Origin of the sequence: Natronoarchaeum sp. GCM10025703 (genome assembly GCF_042661985.1) — an archaeon.
GTDB lineage: Archaea > Halobacteriota > Halobacteria > Halobacteriales > Natronoarchaeaceae > Natranaeroarchaeum.
The window spans coordinates 364395-384172 of the sequence record NZ_JBHSZF010000001.1; the positions used below are offsets into that span (position 1 = coordinate 364395).

Annotated in this window: 18 protein-coding genes and 6 pseudogenes; 7 read left to right on the top strand and 17 right to left on the bottom strand. The window is 60.7% G+C overall.

What is annotated here, in order from left to right; genetic code table 11:
* Positions 1-148: 148 nt before the first annotated feature.
* Positions 149-2290: a (Fe-S)-binding protein gene (locus ACFQH2_RS02000; protein ID WP_377056328.1), complete on the top strand. Its 2142-nt coding sequence runs from the start codon at positions 149-151 to the stop codon at positions 2288-2290.
* A gap of 10 nt (positions 2291-2300) precedes the next feature.
* On the opposite strand, the gene ACFQH2_RS02005 is transcribed toward ACFQH2_RS02000, so the two are convergent.
* From ACFQH2_RS02005 to ACFQH2_RS02040, 8 genes and pseudogenes are all read right to left on the bottom strand, one after another.
* Entirely contained in the window at positions 2301-2474 is a 174-nt protein-coding gene (locus tag ACFQH2_RS02005) for an OapC/ArvC family zinc-ribbon domain-containing protein (protein WP_377076961.1), read from the bottom strand.
* Positions 2402-3301: an OapC/ArvC family zinc-ribbon domain-containing protein gene (locus ACFQH2_RS02010; RefSeq protein ID WP_377076391.1), complete on the bottom strand. Its 900-nt coding sequence runs from the start codon at positions 3299-3301 to the stop codon at positions 2402-2404. The genes ACFQH2_RS02005 and ACFQH2_RS02010 overlap by 73 nt, the downstream gene beginning before the upstream one ends.
* Positions 3301-3690: a DUF2073 domain-containing protein gene (locus ACFQH2_RS02015; RefSeq protein WP_377056332.1), complete on the bottom strand. Its 390-nt coding sequence runs from the start codon at positions 3688-3690 to the stop codon at positions 3301-3303. Before ACFQH2_RS02015 ends, ACFQH2_RS02010 begins: the two co-directional genes overlap by 1 nt.
* Positions 3690-4220 (bottom strand): annotated as a pseudogene (locus tag ACFQH2_RS02020) (GTPase); the annotation flags it as partial. The pseudogene ACFQH2_RS02020 and the gene ACFQH2_RS02015, both read right to left, overlap by 1 nt.
* A gap of 6 nt (positions 4221-4226) precedes the next feature.
* Positions 4227-4829, bottom strand: a pseudogene (locus ACFQH2_RS02025) (LAGLIDADG family homing endonuclease); the annotation flags it as partial.
* Positions 4822-5376 carry an LAGLIDADG family homing endonuclease gene (locus ACFQH2_RS02030; protein WP_377076392.1) on the bottom strand — a complete coding sequence of 185 codons (555 nt, stop codon included), beginning with the start codon at positions 5374-5376 and terminating at the stop codon, positions 4822-4824. The pseudogene ACFQH2_RS02025 and the gene ACFQH2_RS02030, both read right to left, overlap by 8 nt.
* Before the next feature lie 38 nt (positions 5377-5414).
* Positions 5415-5609 (bottom strand): annotated as a pseudogene (locus ACFQH2_RS02035) (hypothetical protein); the annotation flags it as partial.
* A gap of 21 nt (positions 5610-5630) precedes the next feature.
* Positions 5631-5741 (bottom strand): annotated as a pseudogene (locus ACFQH2_RS02040) (GTP-binding protein); the annotation flags it as partial.
* Between the two features lie 1315 nt (positions 5742-7056).
* On the opposite strand from ACFQH2_RS02040, the pseudogene ACFQH2_RS02045 reads away from it, so the two are divergent.
* A pseudogene (locus tag ACFQH2_RS02045) lies at positions 7057-8609 on the top strand (Cdc6/Cdc18 family protein).
* A 49-nt stretch (positions 8610-8658) separates the two neighbouring features.
* Here ACFQH2_RS02045 and ACFQH2_RS02050 read toward each other — a convergent pair.
* Positions 8659-9558 (bottom strand): S26 family signal peptidase, encoded by a 900-nt coding sequence (locus tag ACFQH2_RS02050; protein WP_377056336.1) that lies wholly within the window; start codon positions 9556-9558, stop codon positions 8659-8661.
* Between the two features lie 94 nt (positions 9559-9652).
* Here ACFQH2_RS02050 and ACFQH2_RS02055 point away from each other — a divergent pair, with 94 nt between their 5' ends.
* The 3 genes from ACFQH2_RS02055 (at position 9653) to ACFQH2_RS02065 (ending at position 11556) form a co-directional block, all read left to right on the top strand.
* Positions 9653-9967: a hypothetical protein gene (locus tag ACFQH2_RS02055; protein ID WP_377076393.1), complete on the top strand. Its 315-nt coding sequence runs from the start codon at positions 9653-9655 to the stop codon at positions 9965-9967.
* Complete coding sequence (locus ACFQH2_RS02060; RefSeq protein ID WP_377076394.1) at positions 9964-11271, top strand: DNA-directed DNA polymerase II small subunit; 1308 nt, start codon at positions 9964-9966, stop codon at positions 11269-11271. The genes ACFQH2_RS02055 and ACFQH2_RS02060 overlap by 4 nt, the downstream gene beginning before the upstream one ends.
* A gap of 108 nt (positions 11272-11379) precedes the next feature.
* Positions 11380-11556, top strand: a complete 177-nt coding sequence (locus ACFQH2_RS02065) for a hypothetical protein (RefSeq protein WP_377056340.1) — start codon at positions 11380-11382, stop codon at positions 11554-11556.
* Between the two features lie 39 nt (positions 11557-11595).
* Here the strand turns inward: ACFQH2_RS02065 and ACFQH2_RS02070 are convergent, their stop codons facing one another.
* Positions 11596-12021, bottom strand: a complete 426-nt coding sequence (locus tag ACFQH2_RS02070; RefSeq protein ID WP_377056342.1) for a hypothetical protein — start codon at positions 12019-12021, stop codon at positions 11596-11598.
* Between the two features lie 209 nt (positions 12022-12230).
* Here ACFQH2_RS02070 and ACFQH2_RS02075 point away from each other — a divergent pair, with 209 nt between their 5' ends.
* Entirely contained in the window at positions 12231-13409 is a 1179-nt protein-coding gene (locus tag ACFQH2_RS02075; RefSeq protein ID WP_377056344.1) for an aspartate kinase, read from the top strand.
* Position 13410: 1 nt separating this feature from the next.
* Here ACFQH2_RS02075 and ACFQH2_RS02080 read toward each other — a convergent pair.
* Both ACFQH2_RS02080 and ACFQH2_RS02085 read right to left on the bottom strand, forming a co-directional pair.
* Positions 13411-14069: pseudogene (locus ACFQH2_RS02080) on the bottom strand (metallophosphoesterase family protein).
* A gap of 47 nt (positions 14070-14116) precedes the next feature.
* Positions 14117-14689 (bottom strand): IMP cyclohydrolase, encoded by a 573-nt coding sequence (locus tag ACFQH2_RS02085; RefSeq protein WP_377056346.1) that lies wholly within the window; start codon positions 14687-14689, stop codon positions 14117-14119.
* 759 nt (positions 14690-15448) lie between these two features.
* Between ACFQH2_RS02085 and ACFQH2_RS02090 the strand changes: the two genes are divergently transcribed.
* Entirely contained in the window at positions 15449-16036 is a 588-nt protein-coding gene (locus tag ACFQH2_RS02090; RefSeq protein ID WP_377056348.1) for a homing endonuclease associated repeat-containing protein, read from the top strand.
* A 540-nt stretch (positions 16037-16576) separates the two neighbouring features.
* Here the strand turns inward: ACFQH2_RS02090 and ACFQH2_RS02095 are convergent.
* The 5 genes from ACFQH2_RS02095 to arsD form a co-directional block, all read right to left on the bottom strand.
* On the bottom strand, positions 16577-16768 hold the full coding sequence (locus ACFQH2_RS02095) for a hypothetical protein (protein WP_377076395.1): 192 nt from the start codon (positions 16766-16768) through the stop codon (positions 16577-16579).
* 86 nt (positions 16769-16854) lie between these two features.
* Entirely contained in the window at positions 16855-17043 is a 189-nt protein-coding gene (gene hcsS, locus ACFQH2_RS02100) for a halo-CC-star protein HcsS (protein ID WP_377056352.1), read from the bottom strand.
* A complete protein-coding gene (gene hcsL, locus ACFQH2_RS02105) occupies positions 17034-17402 on the bottom strand; it encodes a halo-CC-star protein HcsL (RefSeq protein WP_377056354.1) in 369 nt (122 codons plus the stop codon). Before hcsL ends, hcsS begins: the two co-directional genes overlap by 10 nt.
* Complete coding sequence (gene arsA / locus ACFQH2_RS02110) at positions 17399-19324, bottom strand: arsenical pump-driving ATPase (protein WP_377056356.1); 1926 nt, start codon at positions 19322-19324, stop codon at positions 17399-17401. The genes hcsL and arsA overlap by 4 nt, the downstream gene beginning before the upstream one ends.
* 3 nt (positions 19325-19327) lie before the next feature.
* Positions 19328-19657, bottom strand: coding sequence for an arsenite efflux transporter metallochaperone ArsD (arsD, locus tag ACFQH2_RS02115; RefSeq protein WP_377056358.1), 330 nt, complete (start codon positions 19655-19657; stop codon positions 19328-19330).
* Positions 19658-19778 lie beyond the last annotated feature (121 nt).

Below are 19778 nucleotides of genomic sequence, written 5' to 3' on the forward strand. Positions count from 1 at the left end.
GTCGGTGATCACGGATTCACTCGGATCGCACGGCGAGGCGGGTGAGGTTTTTATAAACAGAGAACTTGTTTCAGATTCGCGCACGACGTGAACGGGTCAGTCATAATCCGTGGGAAGATTTATTTATCAGCTACTCCCGTGATAATACATGACATTTATCGCGCAAAGCGGTGGCGAGATAACTCGGCCGACGTTTTACGGGATCAGCCACGTCGGCGAGGTGATCTTCTACTACCTCGCAGTCGTCGCGATCCTGATACTGCTGTACGGCGCGTACGAGCGCGTGACCAGATACGCACAGGGCGCGGAGGACTCGAAGGATCGCCTCGACAACATCGTCGGTCGGATCGTTTCCGCGGTGAAGATCGTCGGCTCGAACGAGAAACAGTTCAACCGGGATTTCTACGCCGGCGTGATGCACACGTTCATCATGTGGGGCTTTCTGACGCTCCTGATGGGGACGACGATTCTCGCCATCGACATCGACTTCTACCGGCCGCTGACGGGCAGTTCGTTCTGGGTCGGCGACTTCTATCTCTCCTACGAGTTCGTGATGGACGCGATGGGCCTGTTGTTCGTCGTCGGTATCGGGATGGCGATGTACAGCCGATACTGGGTGCGGAAGGTTCGCCTGTGGGGGAAACACACGAGTCTGGAGGACGACCTGTTCATCTGGACGCTGTTCGTGCTCGGCGTCGGCGGATTCCTCCTCGAAGGGCTCGGTATCCTGGGCCGCGGGTTCCCCGGACACGAGACCGTGAGTTTCGTCGGCTACTTCATCGCGTCAACGCTCGACAGCGTCGGGCTGTCGGCAGGCGGTGCACAGAGCGTCTACACCGTCGTCTGGTGGGTCCACGCGATTCACGCGCTGGCTTTCGTCGCCGCGATTCCCTACGCCAAACCGTTCCATATGCTCTCCTCGTTTGCGAACGTCGTCACCCGCGACGAGAAGGCGGGCGCACGACTGCCCGGTGTCCCTGCCGACCTCGACGCGACCAACGCCGAATCGATTGACGACTTCACGTGGAAGGAGATCCTCGATCAGGACGCCTGCACGAAATGTGGGCGCTGTTCGTCGGTCTGTCCCGCGAAGGCCTCGGGCCGCCCGCTGGATCCGCGCGACGTGATCCTCGACCTGAAAGCCTACCGCGAGTCGCTGGAGGGCGACGGGGACGGCGGACCGAAGCCGATCATCGCCGACGGTGGAACGTCGGTGATCGACAGTTCGACCATGGAGTCCTGTGTCTCCTGTATGGCCTGCATGGACGCCTGTCCCGTCGAGATCGAGCATCTCGATTCCTTCACCCGGATGAACCGACAACTCGTCGACGAGGGCGCCGTCGACTCGAACATGCAGGACGTCTTCCAGGATGTCATGCAGAAGGGCAACACGTTCGGAGAGGCCCAGCGCAACCGGGCCGACTGGGCCGACGAACTGGAGTTCGAACCCACCGACGCCCGCGAGCAGGAAGTCGAGTATCTCTGGTACGTCGGCGATTACCCCAGTTTCGATGACCGGAACATGAAGGTGGCCCGCTCGCTGGCACGCCTGTTCGAGGAAGCCGACGTCGAGTGGGGGATCCTCTTCGACGACGAGAAACACGACGGCAACGACATCCGCCGGATCGGCGAGGAGTTCCTCTACCTCGAACTCGCCGGCCATCACGTCGAGACGTTCGAGGACTGCGAGTTCGAGACCATCGTCTGCACCGACCCGCATAGCTACAATACGATGAAAAACGAGTATCCGGAGGTCGACTTCGCCGAGTTCGCCGACGACCCCATGATGCCCTTCGAGTACGACGAGCAGTGGAACGCCGACGGCGACATCGACGTGAAACACTGGACACAGGTCGTCGAAGAGCTCGTCGAGGCGGGACGACTCGGCCTCTCCGGCGACGAACTCGACTACACCGTGACCTACCACGACCCCTGCCACCTCGGGCGGTACAACGACGAGTACGAGGCACCCCGCGAACTCGTGCGAGCAACGGGGGCCGACCTCTACGAGATGCCGCGTAGCCGCGAGAACTCCTTCTGTTGTGGCGGCGGTGGCGGCGGCCTCTGGATCGAGGTCGAAGAGGAGACAAAACCGAGCGAGGAACGACTGCGGGAAGCGCTGGAGGATACGGACGCCGGTGCCGAAATCGAGAAGTTCGTCGTCGCCTGCCCCATGTGCACGACGATGTTCGAGGACGGGCGGAAGACGGGTGGCTTCGAAGAAGAGATAGAGATCGTCGACGTCGCCGAATTGCTGATCGAAGCGGTCGAAGCGCAGGCGGCCGAGTAGAATCGCCGCGCTACCGATCGTCGTCGCCGCGCCAGGCGTCCGGTACTTCGATGGCGTAGCGGCCGTCCTCCATCAGCGAGACGATATACTCCTCGCGGTCGTACAGTTCCATCAGGTTGAGTTCGTACTCGCCGGGACGAACGATCTTGATGCTCTCGAACTGGTCGTTGAGTTCGGCGCGCAGTGCTTCAGGTCCGGACTATCGTCGTCGTCCGGAGTGCTCGCGATGCGGCCACCCGACGCGTCGGGGCGTGTCTGTCCGCCGGCGGACGGGGAATCGCGATGACTGTTGCCCTCGTCGGTCGGTCGCGTGGGTGGGCCCTCGGGGAGTTCGTCCGGCGAGACGACGTCGGATCGTGCACTCGCTTGCGCCGTGTCTTCGGACGTGTCGATGCTGGCTGCGTCCGCCTCGCTGGCGGGGTCGGCGGGAGGGGTGGAACCCTCGGACGGCTCTTCTTGCTCCGGTCGCTGTCCGACGTCCGGCCACTCTTTCGGATCCGATTCCGTCGGTTCCGGTCGATCCCGGTACGGGTCCTCGAAGCCATGATCCGGCCACTCGGTCGTTTCACTGGCGTCGTCCGGGGTAGGCGAATCGGGGTGCGATTCTGCGGAGTCGCTGGCTCCGGTGGATTCGTCGGGACCGGTCACGGCGGGATTTGACGACTGGGTCGACGCATCGGCCGTCCGGGTTGATGCATCGCCCGTCTGACTCCGTGTAGTTCCACTCGAAGCGGAGCCCTCCTGTGACGTAGAATCGACCGGATGCTCCTGCTGTGGCTGTCCACTGTCGTCGCCACTCACCCAGTCACGAACCGTCCGGGTTGCCTGGGTGACCGTGTTCGCCACGCCGGAGCGGTCCGGTGGTTCGGAACGGCCCGGACTGGGGTCGTCGGCCGGACGATCACCCGGGTTGAACTGGAACTTGTTCCCGCCACAGTCCGGACAGCCCGACAGCATCTCCTTGGAGCCGTCGGGGAACGTTCGACCACAGTTCGTACACTGGTGGGGCATTATTTCCGGGAGACCAAGGCGCTAATGAGCGTCTCGTCCTTGTGGAGTGTCTCGATCTGGTTTGCCGGGCCGATCACGGTCAGTTTCGAGGATTCGTTTTTCCCCATCAGACGCGAGAACAGCCCCGCGTCCGTTTCGCCGCGCGGGTACGTCTCGATCTCGATCCCGTTGAAGTCCTCGGGATCGGCGGGAGTGATTTCGGTCATGGTCACCTCGATGAGTTTCGACTCCTCGTCGGGCGTCAGCCCCTGTTCGAGGATGACGATGTTGCCCTCGCGAACCCCATCGAGAATCATCCTGATCTTCTCCATTCCGGTCATTCCCTCCATCCGCTCACCGCTGATCAGGTCGATCTGAACGCCGTCGGACGGGTCTTTTACTTCCGGCATTATCCGAAGTACTCCGCTATCTTGTCGTACACTTCGTCCATATTGTCGCCTTCGAGCGCAGACAGCTCGACCGTTTCGTGCTGCGGGAAGGCGTTGGCGATCTGTTGGACGTTCGATCCATTGAGGTCGATCTTATTGGCAAAGATCAGAACTGGTAGATCCTGGCTCTCGATGATCCCCACGAGCATCGTGTTCACCTGGGTGAACGGATCCTCCGTCGAGTCGAGCACGTAGATGACGCCATCGACGTCTTCGCGGAGCCAGTGCATCGCCTCGGCGACGCCCTCGGTGGCCTCCCGGGAGCGCCGGACGGCGTCTTCCTCCTCGATGTCGTACTCGAGGAACTCCTCGTAGTCCACTTTCGTCGTCACGCCGGGCGTGTCGACGATGTCGATCGAGACGGAGTTGCCGTTGCGCTCGATATCGACGTTTTCCTTGCGTCGAGCACGCCTCGTTTCGTGTGGAACGTGGCTTTCCGGGCCGACGGCGTCGCCGGTCCAGTCACGAGCGATGCGGTTGGCCAACGTCGTGTTGTGAACGACGAGGCCATCACGTGTCGTGAACGTATGGTGCTCGTCGACGGTGAGGTCGTAAATATACCCGTCGTGTTCGATCGGTTCGATTGAGACGACCTCGTCCCAGTACACGTCGCTCCCTGCGATGTCGTGGATCAGTCGAGTCTCCTCAGTCTCGGGAAGCTGCTCTGCCATCGATTCGAGTCGGTCGATGCTGATACTGTTCTGTCGCCGCATCCGTGCGACGTGCTTATTGTCGCCGTAAAACTCGGTCTGGGTCGCATCGAGCGTTTCCCGGATCCGTTCGAGTGTATCCATCAACGGAAGGGTATCCACTGTGGGATCTGAATCCGCGTTACAGAGCCTGTCGAGACGGGTTGCTTTCGCCTCATCGTCGAAGCCAACGTGTTCGCGGAACGCACGGTGTTGATCGCTCCGTCCGATTCTGAACTCGTAGTACGTTTCCCCGTCGTGGGTTTTCTCACGTAGCTTTCCGACAATTCCGAACCGGAGCAGGAGTATCTGGACGCCTACGAGTAGCTCTCTGCTGGCACTTGAGATGGTGACGTACCGCCCTCTGTCAGCGCTCCCTGCGCCCTGAACGCTCCCCTCGCAATCAAACATCGCCCGTAGGAACGGTCGAACAGTCCCGTCGGACGCGGTCAGAATCGCTTCCGGGATGTACTTCTCTAGATGCGCCCGGCGGACAATCGAGTCGGCGGAGATGCTCGACGAGTGATTTGCTATTGATACGGACGATGGGCGTCTTGCCATCGTACTCGTAGGTCGTCGCTTCCAGACCGAACTGTTTTGCGAGCCGTTCGTACTCGTCTCGCAGTTCCGGGTCCTTGTTGGCGAAGGCGACGAAGCGTTCGTCGTGCTGTGCTTCCGCAATGGTCAGCGCCAAAAACCTCGCCACCTCGGGATCGATTGAGAGGGGTTTGACCGATTTGGGATCGTGGAAGGTCGAGTCTATACTGACGGTTCCACCATCAGTACAGAGCGTGTCTGAGGGATCGAGTTGCCACCGTGTACCTCCTGCAGTCGAAAACGAGGACAGCAGTGCAATCGGAAGTCCCTGGTCGACGTTTCGTGCTGGGACCTGTTCGACACCTGCGTCGGTGACGCCAATAAACGGGTGGTTCGGACTGACAGTGATCTCCCTGCCCATTCGGTTCGAACGCGATACAGCTCGCCCTCATACCGCTGTCTGAAAACGTGTGTGACGTTTCCGACGGTCGATCGGAGGTCGTCGGTCAACGCCGGTACTGAGAGGTCGTTGTCCGAGCATTCCAGCCATGTCTCGTCCGGACTATCGCTGACATCCGTTGTCTCCACATCCGAGCGTGCTACCGACTCGAACACGTCCCGAATCGGTTTGTAACTGCCGTCGGACAGCAACACCTCTTCGTCCGGCGCAAGACATTTTCCCGCGTTCGGCGGCCCATAGATACCTATTCGTTTCTGTTCGTCCTCGGAGAAGAGTCGATTTGTGACGCGGGATACGCTATCCCTGAGTTCTGTAAATAGTCCCATCCTTTTTCACCGTGTTTCACCCCGCACCCGCGTGTGGGCAGGTGCTATGGCGCTACAACGACACCCGACCTACTTAAGCCTTGGTCAGACGGATATCAACTAATCAATATATTATCCGAAAGCGACAGTTTCTCCCGGCGTCGAGACGGGACGAGACACTTCCCAACAGCCAGATCGAGACAGTTCACGACGAAAGACAGTCGAGTTCGAGTAGCGCCCAAGACAGTCGAATTCGGGGAAGAGTTGGTCGGAGAAGAGTCGATTAGCGGGACGTCTCATCGGTTCCGATTGCCGTGGTAGATAATTCAGTCTCCGGTGGCGGATTCTGCTGGTCGGAGTCGGTCGGTCGTTCCTTGTTAGCATTACTGCTGTTCTTTGCCCGGAGCTTACCGGGCGACCCCCCACCCCTTCGTTTCGGGTGGAACACGAGTAGAGACCCATCCCCCCACCCCTGTGTTCGTCGACGAGCCGGGCAGAGACGTGTGGGTAGCTATCACGATTGCGGCGGGAACGACCGTAACTGTAGGCTGTACTAGAAATACAACAGACACTAACCCCCTGAAACACGGTTTTGTCTGTGTTGCGGATACTGTTTCTATGCAACCATAATAAAGCTTTGTGCCGCACTAGATGTTGCATCATCTCCGACCCCCTGGCCCCTCTTAATCCCGTCTCCACCCGAAACGAAGGGGTGGGGGTTGGCAGATATCCTCCGCAACCCCCCATTTCGTCTGGAACTCTCTCACACACCTGTCATCGACTCGCTGGGACCTCACCAGATGAGGTCCGATATCCCCCGACCGAGTTATGTATTCGAAGTGACTCGACAAACTGCTTGAACACAGCGAAAGAGTCGCCTTTCAATGCGAGAGGGGGCGTATTGAGGCACTGGGAACCCACACCAACCCCTCCGTTTCATCTGGAACTTCTCTGTATACGGCCCTCTAGCTACCGTTCACGTGTCCACGCCCGATCGCATGCGTTTCGACCGTGCATAGCTCCCATCGAGCGCGGATCCGTCGGCAGATCAACGGTCAGCAACTATACTCGTGCCAGACTGTCCCAACAATCGTCCAGGAAAACCATCTGTCGGACCGGTACGACTGACCGGATTGAACTGCTGATGGAAAATGAGAAGAATTTAAGACCCTGCTTCACCTTTGGTTCGTCTGCATCAACTGGACGATCTGGCACAGTTCGGACCCGATATACACGTCGTACACACTATCTGACGGCGACTCTGGAGATTTGGGCTGTTGTGTCCACGTGAAACGGAGGGGTCAAACGACACCAGACTGCCGGAGCAGATTGACAGATGGCTGACAACGAACGAGGATCCGACGGCGACAGTGAGAAGGGCGATAGCGCACAGTCTATCGACCTCGATCTCGACGAAGTCGTGCTCGACGACGAGGTCGAAGGGGATAACCAGGGCCTGTTCGACGACCTGCTCGACAGCGAACCGATCTTCGAGAACAAGGAAGTGCTCAGGCCGTCTTACACACCACACGAACTCCCCCATCGAAAAGAACAGATCAACAAGATGGCGACGATTCTCGTCGCCGCGCTTCGCGGTGAAACGCCCTCGAATATCCTCATTTACGGGAAGACCGGAACCGGAAAGACTGCGAGCGCGAAGTTCGTCAGCCAGGAGCTAGAGAGCACGTCACAGAAGTACAGTGTCCCGTGTGACGTCGAGTATATCAACTGCGAGGTCACCGACACGCAGTATCGGGTCCTCGCCCAGCTACCAACAAGTTCATCGACAAGAACGAGGAGTTGATCGACGAACGTCTGGAGAAGTTCGAGTCGCTCCGGGCGGACGTGACCGCAAACGAGACATCCGAGGACACGGGTGCGTCCGCCGATTTCGAGAGAAAGGATTCGACGGCCACTCCAGCAGTTCTCGACGATACGGAGTTCGACTCCGTCGAGGGGCTCGACGACCGCATCGAGGAACTGAAGGCGGATCGCGAGGAGATGGAACAGGTCCCGATGACTGGGTGGCCGACGGACCGTGTGTATAGCGTCTTCTTCGATGCCGTCGACTACCGCGAACGCGTCGTCGTGATCATGCTCGACGAGATCGACAAACTCGTCGAGAAGAGCGGCGACGACACCCTCTACAACCTCTCGCGGATGAACTCCGAACTCAGCAACTCCCGCGTCTCGATCATGGGGATCAGTAACGACCTGAAGTTCACCGACTTTCTGGACCCTCGCGTCAAGTCGAGTCTCGGCGAGGAAGAGATCGTTTTCCCGCCCTACGACGCCAATCAACTCCGCGACATCCTCCAGCACCGCGCGGACGTCGCGTTCAAACCCGACGCGCTGACCGACGACGTGATTCCGCTGTGTGCGGCCTTCGCCGCGCAGGAACACGGCGACGCACGACGCGCGCTCGACCTCCTCCGTACCGCGGGGGAACTCGCCGAGCGCGACCAGTCCGAGCGCGTCCTTGAAGAACACGTCCGGCAGGCACAGGACAAGATCGAACTCGACCGAGTCGTGGAGGTCGTCCGCACCCTCCCGACCCAGTCGAAACTCGTCCTCTTCTCGACGATCCTGCTCGAAAAGAACGGCGTCCACAACATCAACACCGGCGAGGTGTACAACATCTACAAGAGTCTGTGTGAGGAGATCGATGCGGACGTCCTCACGCAGCGACGAGTCACCGATCTGATCAGCGAACTCGACATGCTCGGTATCGTCAATGCCGTCGTCGTCTCCAAGGGGCGTTACGGCCGGACGAAAGAGATCAGCCTCTCGGTCCCGATCGAGGAGACCGAAGCGGTGCTCATGTCCGATTCCCGGATCGGCGACATCGAGGACGTCCAACCGTTCGTGCAGGCACGGTTCGACAACTGAACCGTCGGAGCCGTCCTGAGTTACGTATTACGAGCGAGTCAGCGACGCGCTAGAGCCGACAGGACTCCGTCTCGGAGAACTCCAGGCGGATACAGCCGAGATACGGGACGCGTACCTCCGCCGTTCCTTCGACCCACTCGGGTTTGACGATCTGATACCGGTCCACCTGGTCGTAGTGTCGGTTCGTGTTCGGGTTGTCGCCTTTCGTCACGAAGCCGTCGTGTGGGGCCGGACAGTTGCTCAGTTCGGCGCAGTTGTCCGCGCGCATGTAGTCGCTGTTGGCCCTGTCGTACCAGTTCTCGTTCTCTTCGACATACAGGTGCGCGCGGTGTATTATCGGCGTCTGTTGCTGCCCGTTCGGTCTAAAGATGATCACGTCGCCGTGGTCACCGAACTTGGTGTAGCCGGACTGTTCACCGGCTTCGTGGGTTACGACGCCCGCCGCCACCGCGTCGCTCGATGCGAGCCGGTCGTTCTCCGTCAGGAAGACCAAATCGCCTTTCTCCATGTGTGGCTCCATGCTCCCGCTTTCGATGGCGACAAGTGGTGGCCAGACGCCGCTGATCGAGAACAGCACGAGTCCGATGATCGCGACGATTGCGATACTGCTGGCGATGTCTTTGAACAGTAGCACCGAACTGTTTCGCGTGTTCAGAAACCAGCCGACCGGGTCTTCCCCGGGGGCCGGCACGTCCTCGCCGCTACCGTTTCCGGCGGCAGTCGCTTCCCGTTCGGTACTGGGCTCGGGGCCCAGCATTTCGTGTCGGCCCTGGCGTGACGTTTCGTCGAGGCCTGCCTCGTCCGGCACAGTCTCGTCGGTGTCGGCCTCCTCGCCGTGACTCCCGTCGTCGCCGGAGTGCGTTCGGTCTCGGTGGCCGACGTTCTCGTCACCATCGTCATCCGACGGCGATGGAGGGTCCGTCTCGTCGCCGTCCCGCCTGTCGTTCATTGCTCTTGCTTATTCGGCCACCGAAAATCAACCTTCTGCTCGCTACCGGAACGGTCCGGCACGTTTTTGACTGCCTGACGGTATCCTATGTGTAGTGCCGCTGGAAGCTCCCGCCAGAATCGTTCGCGAACTGACCAGACATGGCTACAACGCGGACCGCGAAGCCGTGACGCTGATCGCGTCCGCCGAGAACCCCGCGCGAACGTTACAGGCAGTGGTCGAGTCGACCCCGGACGACGCGCTGACTGTCACTAAAGAGCGAGTCCGGCGCGTGACGGAGGCAGGAGCGACCGAATCAGGGGACGGAACGGTCTCTACCCCACCCGACGACCCCCGGTTTCAACTGGAGATGGAGAGCCGGAACAGGCAGATGGAGTCCGGGATGCTCCACCTGAAACGAAGGGGGTGACAGGCGATCCCACGGACGATACCGAGACGACTGTCAGGGCGACGGACTCGTCGACCGCGTTCGAGGGGGCCGACGGCGCGAACCGTGGCGATGCTGCCCACCGATCGATCGAGATAGCGAACGATATGACGGGCCAGAGCACGGGGACGGGCGAGTACGACGATTTCGTCGACGTGTTTCGCGACCGCTTCGAGCGACTGAGCGGGCAGTTGCGCGGCCGAGTCAACCACCGGCCGACGGATACGCTCGAATCGATGGGCGGCAACACCGACGCCGCCATCGTCGGCATGGTCAACGATATCCGGTCGACAGCGAGCGGTCACTGGCTGGTCGAACTCGAAGACACCGCCGGAACGTTCCCCTGTCTCGTCATGAAAGACCGCGAGTTCGCGGACCTGGTCGACGAACTGCTCCTCGACGAAGTGATCGCCGTGGAGGGAACGCTCGCCGACGACGGCGGGATCCTCTTCGTGGACTCGCTGTACTTTCCGGACGTGCCGCGAACGTTCGAGCCGTCGACCGCTGACCGGCACGTCCAGGCCGCGCTGATCAGCGATATCCACGTCGGCAGCCAGGAGTTCATGACCGAGGCCTGGAACCGGTTTGCGAACTGGCTTCACACCGAAGCGGCCGAAGCGATCGAGTATCTCCTGATCGCCGGCGACATGGTCGAGGGGGTCGGCGTCTACCCCGATCAGGACGAGGAACTCGATATCGTCGATATCTACGAACAGTACGAGCAGTTCTCGGAACATCTCAAGGCCGTTCCCGGCGACATCGAGATCGTGATGATCCCGGGCAACCACGACGCCGTCCGTCTGGCAGAGCCCCAGCCAGGGTTCACCGAGGAACTGCGCGACATCATGACCGCCCACGACGCACGGATCACGAGCAACCCCTCGACCGTTACCATCGAGGGTGTCTCCGTGCTGATGTACCACGGTGTCTCGCTCGACGAGATTATCGCGGAATTCCCGGACGAGAAAGCGACCTACGAGGAGCCCGAAAAGCCGATGTATCACCTGCTGAAGAAACGTCACGTCGCGCCGCAGTACGGCGGGCATATGCGACTGGCTCCCGAGGAAAAAGATTACCTCGTCATCGACGAGGTGCCGGACATCTTTCACACGGGCCACGTCCATAAACTCGGCTACGGCAAGTACCGGAACGTTCTCGCGATCAACTCCGGCTGTTGGCAGGCCCAGACTGACTTCCAGAAGAGCGTCAACATCGACCCCGACGCCGGCTATGCGCCGATCGTCGACCTCGACACGCTCGACACCACGATACGAAAGTTTTACTGATCAGAACTGTTGGTGTTGGCGATAACAAGCGAATTAACATCTGAATCTGTTACTCAGCGCTGACTGTTTGGACAAAATTTATATTCTCTCGGTGTGTGTACGACTATCATGCCTACCTGCGAAACCTGCGGCGACGACGTCCCGCACCGGTTCGAGCACCGTCTCAGAGATGCCGTAATGACCCATACGCGGATACGGATGGTCTGTGCCGAATGTCACCCGAACCTCGCCGCCGACCTGAAGTACGAATCCCCTGTCGGCGCTACCGGGGGCACCGCCGACTGACGTCTTCCGTATCGCTCCCCTCGCGGCTCCACCGACGCGTTACAGGTCGAGCCGATACCGAACTGTCGAGGTGCCGGAGAACTTCGGCCCCTTTCCCGCCGCGACGAAGCCGAGCTCCTCGGCCGCAGTCGCTACCGCAGGTTCGGAGGTCGGAGCGAGCAGTTCGACGTCCATCCCCTCCTGTCTGGCGAACCGGATCGGTTCGGCGAGGAGTGCCTGACATGCTTCCGTGGTCCCGTCCAGTTGCGTGACGTGGACCGTATTCGTCTTCGCGTCGAAGCTAACGAACCCGAGCAACTCGCGCTCCGAGCGGTCCGTATCCGTGTTCGGATCCGTCGCCGTCCCCTCGGGTTCGGCGACACGAACCGTCCGGTCGTGGACGAGGTTGCGCATCACGTCCGTCGGTGAGTCCGCGATGGCTGCGAGGTCGTCGGCGTCCGCTTCGACTGCGTCCCGTATCTCCATGCTATGTGCTATTGATCCACGTAGATAAACCGTTTGTGACGCTCCCGGCCGCGTTTCGACGGTTTGCTTCTGAAACTGACCTCTCTGTGGGGGATCGCTGAGAGTATCACGAACGACAATCCCGGTCGGAGCGCAATGGACACAGTTATCCGCTCCCCTTGGTTACTGACCCGCATGAGCCACAGTCACACGAGCGGCCGGGTGGTAGTATGCGAGTAGTCGTGAAGTTCGGTGGGACGAGTCTCGGCAGCGGCGACCGGATCGACCGTGCCGCAGACTCTATCGCCAAGGCCGTCGAACAGGGCCACGAGATCGCCATCGTAGCCAGCGCGATGGGAAGTACGACCGACGATCTGCTTTCTGAGATCTCTTTTGAGGCCGATCCCGCGGACCGCGCCGAGATCGTCAGCATGGGCGAACGGACCAGCGTCCGGATGCTCAAGGCAGCGCTCGGCGCGCGCGGCGTCGACGCCGATTTCCTCGAACCGGGCAGCGACGAGTGGCCGGTGCTGACCGACGTGGACGGCGAGGTCAACGTGGAGGAGACCCACAAACGGGCCCAGGACGTCGCCGGACGGCTTGGCGATGTCGTACCGGTCATTACCGGCTTTCTCGCACAGGCTCCGGACGGATCGCTGACCACGCTCGGGCGCGGTGGCAGTGATACGACCGCCGTCATGCTCGGCAAGTACATGGACGCGGACGAGGTCGTCATCGTCACTGACGTCGAGGGCGTCATGACGGGCGACCCCCGTGTCGTCGAAGGAGCACGCAACGTCGGCGAGATCACCGTCGACGAACTCCGAAACCTCTCGTTCCGCGGCGCCGAGGTCGTCGCGCCCAGCGCACTGGCATACAAAGAGGGGAACATGGGCGTTCGGGTGGTCCACTACCAGCACGGCGACCTGCTCACTGGCGGGACGCAGGTCGAGGGCCAGTTCCGCAGTCTCGTCGACATGCGGGACGAACCGCTCGCCTGCATGACCGTCGCCGGTCGTGCGATCCGCAACAGTCCGGGCGTCCTGCAGGAACTCACCACGGCGCTCGGCCAGGGCGACATCAACGTCGACGCCGTCGCCTCGGGAATGGACTCGATCACCTTCTACGTCGACGAGCGACAGGCCGAAGACGCCGAGACCGTCCTGCATCGCGAGGTCGTCGATCAGGAACCGCTGTCGAGCATCACCGTCGACGATGGCATCGCCGTCATTCGCGTCACCGGCGGCCAGCTCCCGAACCAGCCGGGCGTACTCTCGGATATCATCGACCCCCTCAGTGAGGACGGTATCAACATCCTCGACGTCATCACGAGTGCGACCAGTATCGCCGTGTTCGTCGACTGGACGGACCGCGAGGCCGCCCTCGAGATCATGCAAACGCGGTTCTAGATCACTGCCCCTTTTTCAATCGTTGGCCGATCCGATCGGGTAGCTCCGTCCCTCTGACGGCCTCTATCACGGCGTCGATATCGTACTCGACACGGTGAAGATCGACGTCCATCCCATCGAGGTCGACGACGGCGTAGGCTGCCCGCGGATCGCCGTCGCGTGGCTGGCCCACACTGCCGGGGTTGAGTACGATCCCCTCGCCGAATCGCTCGCAGTGCTGAATGTGGGTGTGGCCCATCACCAGCACGTCCTCCTCGTCGAGCATCCGGGCGCTGAACTCGTCGGGGTAGGTGTACCGGTCCGGGTCATCGGGATGGCCGTGGACGAGTTTCATCCGCCCGCCGAAATCGATCCGTTCGTCCGGCAGCGCGTCTGCCACGCCAGTTGCTCGTCGTCGAGTTCCTTGCGGGCGTGTTCGACCCCCGCCGCGGCCATGTTGTTGAACCGGAACGACGTCCCGCTCGCCACTGCCCGGTCGTGATTGCCCATCACCGTCGGCACCCTCCGCTCGCGTAGTTCGTCGACACACTCGGCGGGCCACGGGTTGTAGCCGACGACGTCGCCGGCACACACCAGCGCGTCCACCGGTGGCATGTCCGCGAGGACGGTATCGAGCGCGACCCTGTTTCCGTGCACGTCCGAGATGACGCCGATGTCCATGGGCATCGCTACACGCTCTATCTCCTTCAGAATTCGCCCGCAGTCGCTTACTCGCCGTTCTCGATAGCCAGCGAGACGCCCTCGTCGGTTCGCTCGATACCCGCCGCACAGACCGCGTGTTCGAGGTCGAGGTCGTACGCCTGGCCTGCGGCCGCCGCCGCGCTATCGGCGTCGAACGCGAACGCCTCCGGCGAGTCCTTCTCGTAGGTCGCGACCAGCGTCGGCTCCTCGACCTGCTCGACGAGCAACGCGTCCTTCCGAACGATTCCGATGTAGGCATCCTCGCCGATCACGCCGGCGACGCGCGGCGTGTCGTAGTCGTCCTTCTCGTAATCCATCGCGAGCAGGCTCTCGGCGAGCGCGTCACGAGCGGGATAGCCCAGTTCGAGTTTTTCCGTGATCGGATCGACGTGCGAACCGTTGCCGAGGACGGCCGCGTCGCCCGCCGTCCGCACACAGTTGTAGGAGACGTACGGGTTGTCGGTCTCCTCGGCCTCGGCGGTCGGGACGACGGTCAGCGCGCCGTCGCGCTCGACGACCTTTCGGTTCGGAAACGACCGTGACGATACTCGATACGCGCCCACTGAGGGGCCGACGACGACGAAGCGTCCAACGTACATATACAGGGATCCGAGATCGAGTACAAAGTCGGTGTCGGTCACACATGATCAGGTACGGAAGTCGCTATCGGCTCGCTTGGCCTAACTGCATACTCATACCTGACTTCTCGTTTGGTCCCTCTTTTAGCGATACGTTCGCGCGTTCTCACAGACTCGCTCGTTTTTCATAATCGGCTCTATTGGCCGGTAGTGGCTGTCTCATGGGACCACGAATCGAACTAGGTCGGAAAGAACAATCGATCGACGTCGAGATCGACACTGTTGCCCGGAGATGGGTAGCTCTCTCCGAGTATATCGTCTGCATCGCTCGATACTGAGCCAATCGTCTCTTGCTCGTTGGGACAGGCTCACCCGTGTGGGGCCTCGCTCGTTCGGTCAAACCGGCAGACGGGAACCAATTATGAACAATTCTACTCTCACGTGGTGAGCCCGCAATCGCGTAGATTACACTCTCTGGAGGCTCTTCCGGTAAAAAACGGCCGTCTCCTCACTGCTCGGGCAGAGCGCTCATCCAGTCTCTGGCACCTAGACGTCCGTCTACTCGTTTACTGTCGAGTGCTTTTCGGACGAGGCCACCGAGTATGACCCGATTCTGACTCGTCCCATGCTCCGAACGCCACTATGTACACGTCTTAACGTCTCTAATCGATTATGAACTGATCTACGCATCCTACTGGGCGTACGTTCCCCGCTCGTTTTGTCACGCGCCCCAACGGGTGGGGCGCGAGTATTCATCCGAGATGACGCGCCAGGATTTGTATGATCACACAAGAGACTTGCTTCAAATCACTCCGCGAAGCTGCACAGCGACTGGGTGAATCGCCGACGAAAGCACAGTACGAACAACTGGGATTGACGCCCTCGGCGTCGACCATCCTACGAGTCACGGACGGCTGGAACGCAGCGAAAGAGCAAGCCGAGCTCGAAACCGCGTACTCGCGCGGCTCTCGACTTGATGCCCAACCAGACGACGTCACCATCCCCGACGAACTGGAGTGGAGCGACCTCACAGCCGACCAGCGCTGGCATTACCGACATCGCGAGACGAACAATGAACGCACCAAAACCCGCCGTGCTGCCAACCGAGCATGGGTATACGCGTACAAACGCGACGTCGCCGTCTGCACTCGGTGTGGCGAGGCCGACCCGGCCTGTCTCGACTTCCACCACCTCGACAGTGCAGACAAAAAGATGGCAATCGGCCAGATGGTCACGTATGGCTACTCACGAGAGAAGATCCGTGCCGAGATGGAAAAATGCAGCATCCTCTGTTCGAACTGCCATCGGAAAGAACACTACACCGTTCCAGAGGGCGCCGACGCGTTCGACTCAGCCTCGGATGACTGATCTCTATCCGATCAGGTAGGCGCTTTCGGGGACTCTTCCGACTCACACCGGAAGAGTTCGAAACCCTCAAATAGCAAAGGGCAGTACAAACTGATGAAGCGCTCGCGTAAGTGAGCGGTTAGAGACATGTCAGTCCATTGGGGTAGGGGCCAATCCTGAAGCCTTCTGGGGGCTTCGACCCTGGTTCAGAATCCAGGATGGACTATTCTTCTGGCGAACGTACCTCTGAGCGACAGAATCATCGACGAGTGGATCCGAATTCCGAGAGACGAGCGGTAGCGAGTCTGCAGTCGGTTCAGAATCGAGACTAGACTATTTTTAGTTCTTGACCGAACACGCACCTGTACGTTTTGAAATCACGGCGATTGGAACACATACGTCGACCGTATATATGAATTATTGTCTGGAAACACCCTTTTCAGCGTCCAGCACCTGTGTTTCTCTGTATGACACGGAATAGCTACGAGATCATCGAAACGATCGGTGGCTTGAAGAAGGGGAGATTCTCGACGTAACCGCGCGGTTTGGCGACTGGCACACCTACGATCTGAAACTCGAATCGCGACCCACGGAGGGTCGCTCGAAGACGGTCGTCGTCACCGAGAGCGATGTTGGCTTTAGCGAGGCGGAGATACTCGACGAGACCGCCCGGATCGGCGACTGGCACGAGTACGCGCTCTCGTTCGATCCGGTCTCCGGATCGGCCGATCCCGACGGCCAGATCGAGATCACCGTCGACGAACTACACGAGATCGCCGAACCGGTCGAAAGCTAATCGGCGACTCCGCGGCCATCCTTTTCGTTGCTCGTTGGCCGACTTAACAGCAGTCGCCAGCGTCACAGGCTTCGCCGTACTTGATGCCGGTCTCTTCAGTGATTGCCTCGTTGCACTCCACGAGTAACGACTCGAACTGGCGTTCAGAAGCGTCCGTCTCTGACGCGGCGAGTTCCTCGCCGAGGGCCTCGGCTGCCGCCAGCACGTCCTCGTCGGTGGAGCTCAACAGCACCCACCTCCGAGTGACTGCGCGAACTCGCGACCGATCTGCTCGCTGATGGCGTCGTTGGTCTCCTGTAGCAGGCCGACGAACGCCTCTTGAGCCTCGCGGTGGGCCTGAATCGTCTCGTTGTCGTTTAGCTCCTCCTGAAGCTCTCGCAGTTCACTCATTACGGACTCGTCGAACTCGCCCGTCTGTAGCTGGCGCTGTGTCTGCTGGTACTCCTGGAGTAGCGCCATCGCGTCGGAGTCCTGCTCGAGGCGCTCGTTGGCTGCCATGAACGCCTCGTAGGTCTCGGAGTCTTTGATAGTCTCGACGAACGTCTGTAGCGTCTCCTCGACTGCTTGCTCGTTGGATACTTCCTGGCTCATTGAATAGTCACCTCTTCCCGTCTGCTGATGTCTGACAGTCCGGTGATCTCCTCGCCGAACGCGCCCAGTTCGTCGAGGCCGATCGGCTCGTCCTGTCGGAGCGGCGCGAGCATCATCGGCACCTCGAAGCGGTCGCTGATCTCGCCGAGGTACTGTTGTTGCTGGGCGCGGCGGTTCGCGAAGAAGGCGTTGTCGCCGTACTCCTCGGGGAGCAGGTAGTTCGCGACGACGAAGGCCGTCTCGATGCCGACCTGCTCGTTGAGGTCCTCGGCTGCCCGGTAGGCCTCCATCATCGGCGTGTACTCCGGATACATGACGAAGGCGAACGAGCTCTTCTGGGGGTTCTGCATCGTCTCGATGACCTCGTCGTACTTGTCGCCTTTCGCCGGGGCCGCCCCTTTCGTCAGCGACCCGAGATCCATGAAGCCCTTCCAGTCGGAGGGCAGTTCGAGCAGGCGCAGGGTGTGTCCGGTCGGGGCGGTGTCGAAGACGACGATGTCGTAGCCGTCCTCGTCGAAGTAGCTGACGAACTTCTCCAGGGCCGCCATCTCCTCGGCACATGGCGACTCCAACTCCTCTTCGACGTTGGCGATTGCGGCCTCGACGTCGATCTGTGTGTCTTCTTTCTCGCCGTACATCTCGCGGACGTGGCTGAGGACGTCCTCGCGGTACTCCTCGAGCGCTTTCTCCTGGTCGATGCGGGCCGCGTCGAGGTTCTCCTTCCCGACCGAGGTCGGCGCGTGGCTGACCGGTTCGCCGAAGATGTCCTCCAGGTGGGCGGCCGGATCGGTCGTGACGACGAGCGTCTCGTAGCCGCTATCGGCGAGTTTCGTCGCCGCCGTCGACGCGATGGTGCTCTTGCCAACGCCGCCTTTCCCGGTAAAGAAGAGGTAGCGCGTCCCGTCGACAGGCCGTAGCTGGTCGGCGACGGCGTCGGGATCGGCCAGCGCGTTGAAGTCGACCCCCTCGTCGACCTCGACGTTGTCCGCGGTGCCGACGTCGACCGTCGCCTCGTCGCCGTCATAGAGCACGCCGCCGACGTCGTCGAGCAGGTCCAGACCCGCAATCTCGCCGGGCTGGAGTGGGTAGGTCGCCATTGCGTCGGCGTCGAACTCGGTGTTCGCTCGGGCGATAACGTCCTGCTCGTCCTCACGTTTCCCCTCGAAGAAGGGGTCCTCACAGACCGTCTCGGGCAGGTAGCCGTTGACGATCAGTAGCTGGGACTCGATGCCGAGTTCGCCGAGGTCGCTCGCGCTCCGTTCGATCTCGTCGATCGAGGAGTCCTCGGGTTTTCCGACGAACGCGAACGAGGTTCGGTCGGGATCCTGGAGCGTGTCGATTGCGCGCTCGTAATCCTTCTTTCTCTCCTCCATCGAGGCGGCCGGACCGATACATGTCGAGCCGCCCTTCTCCAGTTCGGCGTTCCAGTCGGAGGGGAGCTCCATCAGCCGGATCGTGTGTCCGGTCGGCGCGGTGTCGAAGACAACCACGTCGTAGTCGGGGCTGTCCATGAAGTCGACGAAGTTGTCGAAGGCGGCAATCTCCTCGACACAGGGGCTGTTGAGCTGTTCCTCGACGGCCTGGATCTCGTCCTCGCCGAGCAGTTCGCGCATCGGCTCGATCGTTTCCTGGCGGTACTCCTCGGCCGCGGCGTCGGGATCGATCTCGATAGCCGAGAGGTTCTCGATGCCGTCGATAGCGGTGACCGCGTGGCCGATCTCCTGCTCGAAGATGTCCGAGAGGTTCGGTGCGGGATCGGTGGTGACCAGCAGGGTATCGTAGTCGTTGTCGGCGAGCCAGGTGGCGGTCGCACAGCTGACCGTGCTCTTGCCGACGCCGCCTTTGCCGCTGAAGAAGACGAACTCGGTGTCCTCGCTGCTCGGTTCGACGATCTCTCGGGCCTCGTGTGTGGTTTCGGGCATGTATTAGGCCTCCTGGGGCTGGGCGTGGCTCTCGAGGCTGGCTTCGAGTTCGTCGTAGGAGAGGTATTCTTCCTTGGCGACGATCTCGTCGTCGACGACCGTGATCGGCAGGACGGACGGGCCGTGGTCCTGTACGAGGTCGTAGATCCGCTGGGTCTCGAGGAACTGCTCGATGTTGTGTTGCATGTTCACACGGCTGATCTCGACGGTCTCGAACTCGTCGTCGAGTTGGTCCAGCGCCGCGCTTACTTCGACGAGTTCGTCGTCTGGATCGGGGCCACAGACGCCCGTGGAGCAACACATCGCTTCTTCATAGAGGGTTAGTTCGGTCATTCGTTGAATCGTAGTATTCGTTCAATCGTTCGGGCAGTGTATGTCCGGCGACTACTCGTCTAGCAATCGGCTTGTTGCCGAATTCATTTGAACACTTGCTCAAACATACTGTTAAACGCTT